The sequence below is a fragment of the uncultured Roseovarius sp. genome (genome assembly GCF_913054395.1).
GTDB lineage: Bacteria > Pseudomonadota > Alphaproteobacteria > Rhodobacterales > Rhodobacteraceae > Roseovarius.
This window is the reverse complement of record NZ_CAJXIP010000182.1, coordinates 1-5,813: the sequence shown is the minus strand read 5'-3', so window position 1 is coordinate 5,813 and position 5,813 is coordinate 1. Positions and strand designations below refer to the sequence as shown.

Below are 5,813 nucleotides of genomic sequence, written 5' to 3'. Positions count from 1 at the left end.
GTCGCTCGATCTCAACAGCATGACGCTCAGGGCGGCGGGGGCGACCCTGACCGGGGATGGCGGATTTGTCTTTGATAATTCCGACCTGACAAGCTTTGACGGTATTCCCGCGCCCGAAGGGGCGATTGACCTCAAGCTGATCGGCGGCAACGGCCTTTTGGACACGCTTATCGCAATGGGCTTTGTCCCCAAGGATCAGGCGATGGTCGCGCGCATGATGGTGGGGATGTTCGCCGTTGTCGGCGAGGGTGAGGATACGCTCAATTCCAGGATCGAGGTCAATGAGCAGGGTCACGTTCTGGCCAATGGCCAGCGGCTGAGGTAACCACGCCGGCCCTGCACTGGAATCGGGCCGCAGGCATCGCTTGCGGCCTTTTCACATGGCCGACCCTTGCGCGACCCCGCAGCGCGGTCTACCTCTGAGCCGCAACAAGGAGAGTGCCATGCCCCAACCGCTGAATGATCTGACCGAGGCTCTGATTGACGCTGCCCTCAGGGCCGGTGCCGGGGCGGCGGATGCCATCGCGGTCAGGGGGCGCTCTGTGACCATCGACATGCGCGGCGGCACCCTTGAACAGGCAGAGCGGGCCGAGGGTGTGGAGATCGGTCTGCGCGTGCTGATCGGTGGACGACAGGCCAATGTCTCGGCCTCTGATACCCGCGCCGAGACGATCGCCACGCTGGCCGAACGGGCCGTGGCCATGGCACATGAGGCCCCCGAAGATCCCCATGTCGGTCTGGCCGATCCGGATCAGCTTGCGCGCGACTGGGATATCGCCGCGCTGGAGCTTTGCGACCCGGCGGATGAACCCGCCCCCGATGCCCTGGCACAGATGGCGCAAGAGGCCGAGGCGGCGGCCCTTGACGTCAGCGGCGTGACACAGGTGCAATCGGCCAGCGCCGCCTATAGCGGGCGTGGGGTGCATATTACGGCCAGCAACGGGTTTTCCGGCGGCTATATGCGCACAGATACCGGGGTATCCTGTGTGGCGATAGCAGGCAGCGGTGCCGGGATGGAACGTGATTATGACGGTGACAGCCGGATTTTCGCGACCGACCTGCGCGCCGCCTCCGAGATTGGCCGGAGCGCAGGCGAGCGCGCCGTGGAACGGCTTGGGGCGCGCAAGCCGCCCACCGGAAGCTTTCCCGTGCTGTTTGACGAGCGTATTTCCGGCACCCTGATCGGGCACCTTCTGGCGGCGGTCAATGGCGCGTCGGTGGCGCGTGGCTCGTCCTGGCTGCGCGACAAGCTGGGCGAGGTGGTCCTGCCCGAGGCCCTGTCAATCATTGAAGACCCTCACCGCCCGCGCATCGCCGGTTCGCGCCCGTTTGATGCCGAGGGCCTGCCGACGCGCCGCCGTGCGATCGTCGAAAACGGTGTGCTGATGGGGTGGACGCTTGATTTGGCGAATGCGCGCAAGCTTGGCATGCAATCGACTGGCAACGCGGTGCGCGGCACCTCTGCGCCGCCCTCGCCGGGCACCTGGAACATTGCGCTGACCCAAGGCAGCCAGAGCCGCGACGACCTGATTGCGCAGATGGGCACCGGGCTTTTGGTGACCTCGATGATCGGCTCGACGATCAACGCGAATACCGGCGATTATTCACGCGGCGCGGCAGGGTTCTGGGTGGAAAACGGCGAGATCACCTATGCGGTGAACGAATGCACGATTGCAGGAAGCCTGCCCGAGATGCTCAGGGCGATCATCCCCGCCAATGACGCGCGGACCCATCTAAGCCGGGTTGTGCCCTCGCTTCTGGCCGAGGGGCTGACGCTTGCCGGCACCTGACCTGAGCCTGTTGATCGAGGCCGCCCAAGAGGCCGGTCGCATCGCCATGCACCATGCCAAAGGGCCGATCGTGCCGTGGGAAAAGCCGGATGGCACCGGGCCGGTGACCAGGGCCGACCTTGCGGTGAATGCGATGCTGGCCAGGTCTTTGCGCGCCGCGCGGCCCGAGTATGGCTGGCTTTCCGAGGAAACCGAAGACGACGCCGCGCGCCTTGGCCGTGAGCGGGTCTTTATCGTTGATCCGATTGACGGCACCCGAAGCTTTATCGAGGGCTCTGACGCCTGGGCGCATTCGCTTGCGGTGGCTGAAAAGGGCGTTGTCGTGGCTGCGGTGATCTATCTGCCGATGCGCGACAAGCTTTACACCGCAGCGGCAGGGCAGGGGGCTTTCCTCAACGGCGCGCCGATCCGCGCCTCGGGGCGTGTCGCTCTTGCGGGCGCGTCGATCCTTGCGGCGAAACCCAATTACGCACCCGAACACTGGCAGGGCGGGATCGTCCCCGATGTGGCGCGTGCCTATCGCCCCTCGCTGGCTTATCGCCTTAGCCTTGTGGCCGAGGGGCGCTTTGATGCGATGCTGACGCTGCGGCCAAGTTGGGAATGGGATATTGCTGCCGGTGATCTGATCCTGCGCGAGGCAGGGGCACAGACCTCGGACCGCAGGGCCGGACCGTTGCTTTTCAACAATCCGGTGCCGCAAGTGAATGGCGTCGTGGCCGCCAACCCGGCGCTGCACCTTGCACTGCATGATGCCTTGGCCGGGTAAGCGCGGTTTCCAATTGCGGAATTCCGCTTGCATCGCCCGTTGATCCGGGTCCAATACGCCGATCCGTGACTCGAAAAGACAGGCAAGAATGGCCCGCTCAGACAATATAACCGGCGCTTTGCTGATGATGGCGTCGATGGCGGCTTTCACGCTTAACGATGCACTGATCAAGATGCTGGCCGGGGAAATCCCGCTGTTCCAGCTGATGTTCATGCGCGGGGTCTTGACCACCATCGCGGTGGCCATCATCGCCTGGCGCATGGGGGTGCTGGGGCGCGCCCTGCCGCGGGCGGATTGGGGCCCGGTGTTCTTTCGGATGGTGGGCGAAATCGGCTCTGCCTATTTCTTCGTCACGGCGCTTTTCAACATGCCGATTGCCAATATCAGCGCAATCATGCAGGCGCTTCCGCTGACCATCACCTTGGCGGCGGCGCTGTTTTTCCGCGAGCCGGTGGGCTGGCGGCGGATTGTGGCGATCATGGTGGGCTTTGTCGGGGTGATGCTGATCGTGAGGCCGGGCACCGAGGGGTTCAACGTCTATTCCGTTTATGGTCTGGCGGCGGTGGCCTTCGTTACCCTGCGCGATATGGCCACGCGGCGCCTGTCGCGCGATGTGCCCTCGATGACCGTGACGCTGATCACTTCGGTGTTCATCATGGCATTCTTCGGTCTCGCCAGCCTGTCCGAGAGCTGGGCGCCGGTGGATGCCCGAGCAGCACTGATAACCGGGGGCGCGGCATTCATGATCATCGGCGGCTATCTCTTTTCGATCATGGTGATGCGGGTCGGCGAAGTCGGCTTTATCGCGCCGTTCCGCTACACAAGCCTGATCTGGGCGCTTGCGCTTGGCTGGCTGGTCTTTGGCGAATGGCCGCAGACCATCACCCTGGTCGGCGCGGGAATCGTCGTGGCAAGCGGGATATTCACACTCTACCGCGAAATGCAGATCAGCCGACGTGCGCGGGCGGCGCAGAAAAGACAGCTTTCACTTGGTCCTCGTCCACGTTGAACTGGCGCTTGAAGAACGCGCGGTCCTCTTCGCTTAGCGGCTGCATCGGGCCGGGCTTGAAATTGGCGGCGGAATCATTGTCGTCATGCTTGGAGCGCAGATACATGCAGGGCGAGGGGTGGATCAGCGTGGGCATGTCATGATGAAGTTTGTGATGGCCAAAGTTCATCACTGTGCGCGGATCGCCGGGGCGGAACAACACTGCAAGACCACATGCCCAGAACGGCGAGATCACCTTTTCGGCCATGATTCCCTGATCCGAGAGAGACACCGAATAGCCGCGATTGTATTCGATTGCCATCGAGCGCCAGTTCTTGCGCATACTGGCGCTGTGTTTGACGAACCAGCGCAGGCCCCGGATGAAATTCACGGCCACGGCATCGTCGTCATCCAGCCGGAACTGGATTGATTCGGTCTTGTCCTCGCCAAGCTCTTCCTTGATCGCAAGCTGCATGGCCAGGCGATGCTTCATCGGCACACTTTCCACGATCTTGACCTGCTCGATCCCGGCGGTGAGATCATGCATCCGGTCGCGGTAGGGCTTCGGCAGGCTTTCTCCGATCAGCACCAGAAAGGTGAAATCCTTGCGCTTTTGCGCGGCAATCGACGGCAAGGTCAGGGTTTCAAAGTGGCGAAACCGTAATTCCATGCGCTCTGGTGCATATAAATAGGCCTCACGGTCCTCGATGGTATCGTGCATCCGCTTGAACCCGCCGAGGGCAGGATAGGAAAACCGGCAAATCCCGATCACTCGCATCTTGAAATGCTCCTGTTGGCGGCTCTTGTTGTCCGCTTCCGTGTTGGATACATCGCATCCGGCGGGCATTGGTGCAAGCGCGGTGCAGGCTGTTGACAAGCTCTGCGACTCCCCATATACGCGCCCCATCCCGGCACTGGGGGTCGCCCCGTCGCCGATATCAGAACTGAAGTGGTCAAGATCCGGGCCTGTGCCCCGATCCTCTGGAAACCCACCGCGTCGAACCCAGAATATAGGGTGCGATGGCGGTCTTTGCGTATTGCGGACGCGCGATATGTATTTGATTAACCGCACGTGCGAGCGTGCAGACACATGTGTTGAGAGACGGGGAAAGAACCGGAATGCCAACGATCCAACAGCTGATCCGCAAGCCGCGGCAGCCAAAAGTCAGAACCACAAAGTCACAGCACCTGCAGGGTTGCCCGCAGAAACGTGGCGTTTGTACGCGCGTCTATACCACGACGCCGAAGAAACCGAACTCGGCCATGCGGAAGGTTGCCAAAGTGCGCCTGACCAATGGCTTCGAGGTCATTTCCTATATTCCCGGCGAGAGCCACAACCTTCAGGAGCACTCTGTTGTCCTGATCCGTGGCGGCCGCGTGAAAGACCTTCCCGGTGTGCGTTACCACATCCTGCGCGGTGTTCTGGATACCCAGGGCGTCAAGGATCGGAAACAACGCCGTTCGAAATACGGCGCGAAGCGTCCGAAATAAGAGGATTACAAGATGTCCCGTCGTCACGCCGCTGAAAAACGCGAAATTCTGCCCGATGCCAAGTATGGCGATCGGGTTCTGACAAAGTTCATGAACAACCTGATGATCGACGGCAAGAAATCCGCCGCCGAGAAAATCGTCTACAACGCCCTTGATCGGGTCGAGACCAAGATCAAGCGCGCTCCGGTCGAGGTGTTTCACGAAGCACTCGAAAACATCAAGCCCGCGGTCGAAGTCCGTTCGCGCCGTGTGGGTGGTGCCACCTATCAGGTTCCGGTCGAAGTTCGCCCCGAGCGTCGTGAAGCTCTGGCAATCCGCTGGCTGATCAACGCCTCGCGTGGCCGTAACGAACACACGATGGAAGAACGTCTTGCCGGCGAATTGCTGGATGCCGTTCAGAGCCGTGGTTCGGCTGTTAAAAAGCGCGAAGACACCCATAAGATGGCCGAGGCTAACAAAGCCTTCAGCCATTACCGCTGGTAAACCTCTAGAGGCAATTCATCATGGCACGCGATTATCCGCTCGAACGCTATCGCAACTTCGGCATCATGGCCCATATCGACGCAGGCAAGACAACCTGCTCGGAACGGATCCTGTTTTACACCGGCAAATCCCACAACATTGGTGAGGTGCACGATGGTGCGGCCACCATGGACTGGATGGAGCAGGAGCAGGAACGCGGGATCACGATCACCTCGGCTGCGACCACCACTTTCTGGCAACGCCAGGAAGAGCCCACCGCTGCGGCGACATCCGACACGAAATACCGGATGAACAT

General features: G+C 61.5%; 7 protein-coding genes and 1 pseudogene. 7 read left to right on the top strand and 1 reads right to left on the bottom strand.

All coding sequences use genetic code 11. From position 1 onward, the window contains the following. The 4 genes and pseudogenes from QZ522_RS17255 to QZ522_RS17240 all read left to right on the top strand — a co-directional run. Positions 1 to 325 (top strand): annotated as a pseudogene (locus tag QZ522_RS17255) (hypothetical protein); the annotation flags it as partial. Between the two features lie 118 nt (positions 326 to 443). Then, a complete protein-coding gene (locus QZ522_RS17250) occupies positions 444 to 1,790 on the top strand; it encodes a TldD/PmbA family protein (RefSeq protein WP_294614502.1) in 1,347 nt (448 codons plus the stop codon). After that, on the top strand, positions 1,777 to 2,556 hold the full coding sequence (locus tag QZ522_RS17245; RefSeq protein WP_294614499.1) for a 3'(2'),5'-bisphosphate nucleotidase CysQ: 780 nt from the start codon (positions 1,777 to 1,779) through the stop codon (positions 2,554 to 2,556). The genes QZ522_RS17250 and QZ522_RS17245 overlap by 14 nt, the downstream gene beginning before the upstream one ends. Positions 2,557 to 2,644: 88 nt before the next feature. Next, positions 2,645 to 3,565, top strand: a complete 921-nt coding sequence (locus QZ522_RS17240) for a DMT family transporter (RefSeq protein ID WP_294614496.1) — start codon at positions 2,645 to 2,647, stop codon at positions 3,563 to 3,565. On the opposite strand, the gene QZ522_RS17235 is transcribed toward QZ522_RS17240, so the two are convergent. Beyond that, a complete protein-coding gene (locus tag QZ522_RS17235) occupies positions 3,504 to 4,322 on the bottom strand; it encodes a glycosyltransferase (protein ID WP_294614493.1) in 819 nt (272 codons plus the stop codon). The genes QZ522_RS17240 and QZ522_RS17235 overlap by 62 nt on opposite strands. Positions 4,323 to 4,663: 341 nt before the next feature. Between QZ522_RS17235 and rpsL the strand changes: the two genes are divergently transcribed. The 3 genes from rpsL to QZ522_RS17220 all read left to right on the top strand — a co-directional run. Further along, positions 4,664 to 5,035 (top strand): 30S ribosomal protein S12, encoded by a 372-nt coding sequence (rpsL, locus tag QZ522_RS17230; protein WP_008281863.1) that lies wholly within the window; start codon positions 4,664 to 4,666, stop codon positions 5,033 to 5,035. A gap of 12 nt (positions 5,036 to 5,047) precedes the next feature. Further along, the gene (gene rpsG, locus QZ522_RS17225; protein WP_294614486.1) at positions 5,048 to 5,518 is read left to right on the top strand and encodes a 30S ribosomal protein S7; all 471 of its coding nucleotides are present in this window, start codon (positions 5,048 to 5,050) and stop codon (positions 5,516 to 5,518) included. A 20-nt stretch (positions 5,519 to 5,538) separates the two neighbouring features. Next, the coding region (locus QZ522_RS17220; RefSeq protein WP_294614483.1) for a GTP-binding protein at positions 5,539 to 5,813 on the top strand (275 nt) is incomplete at its 3' end.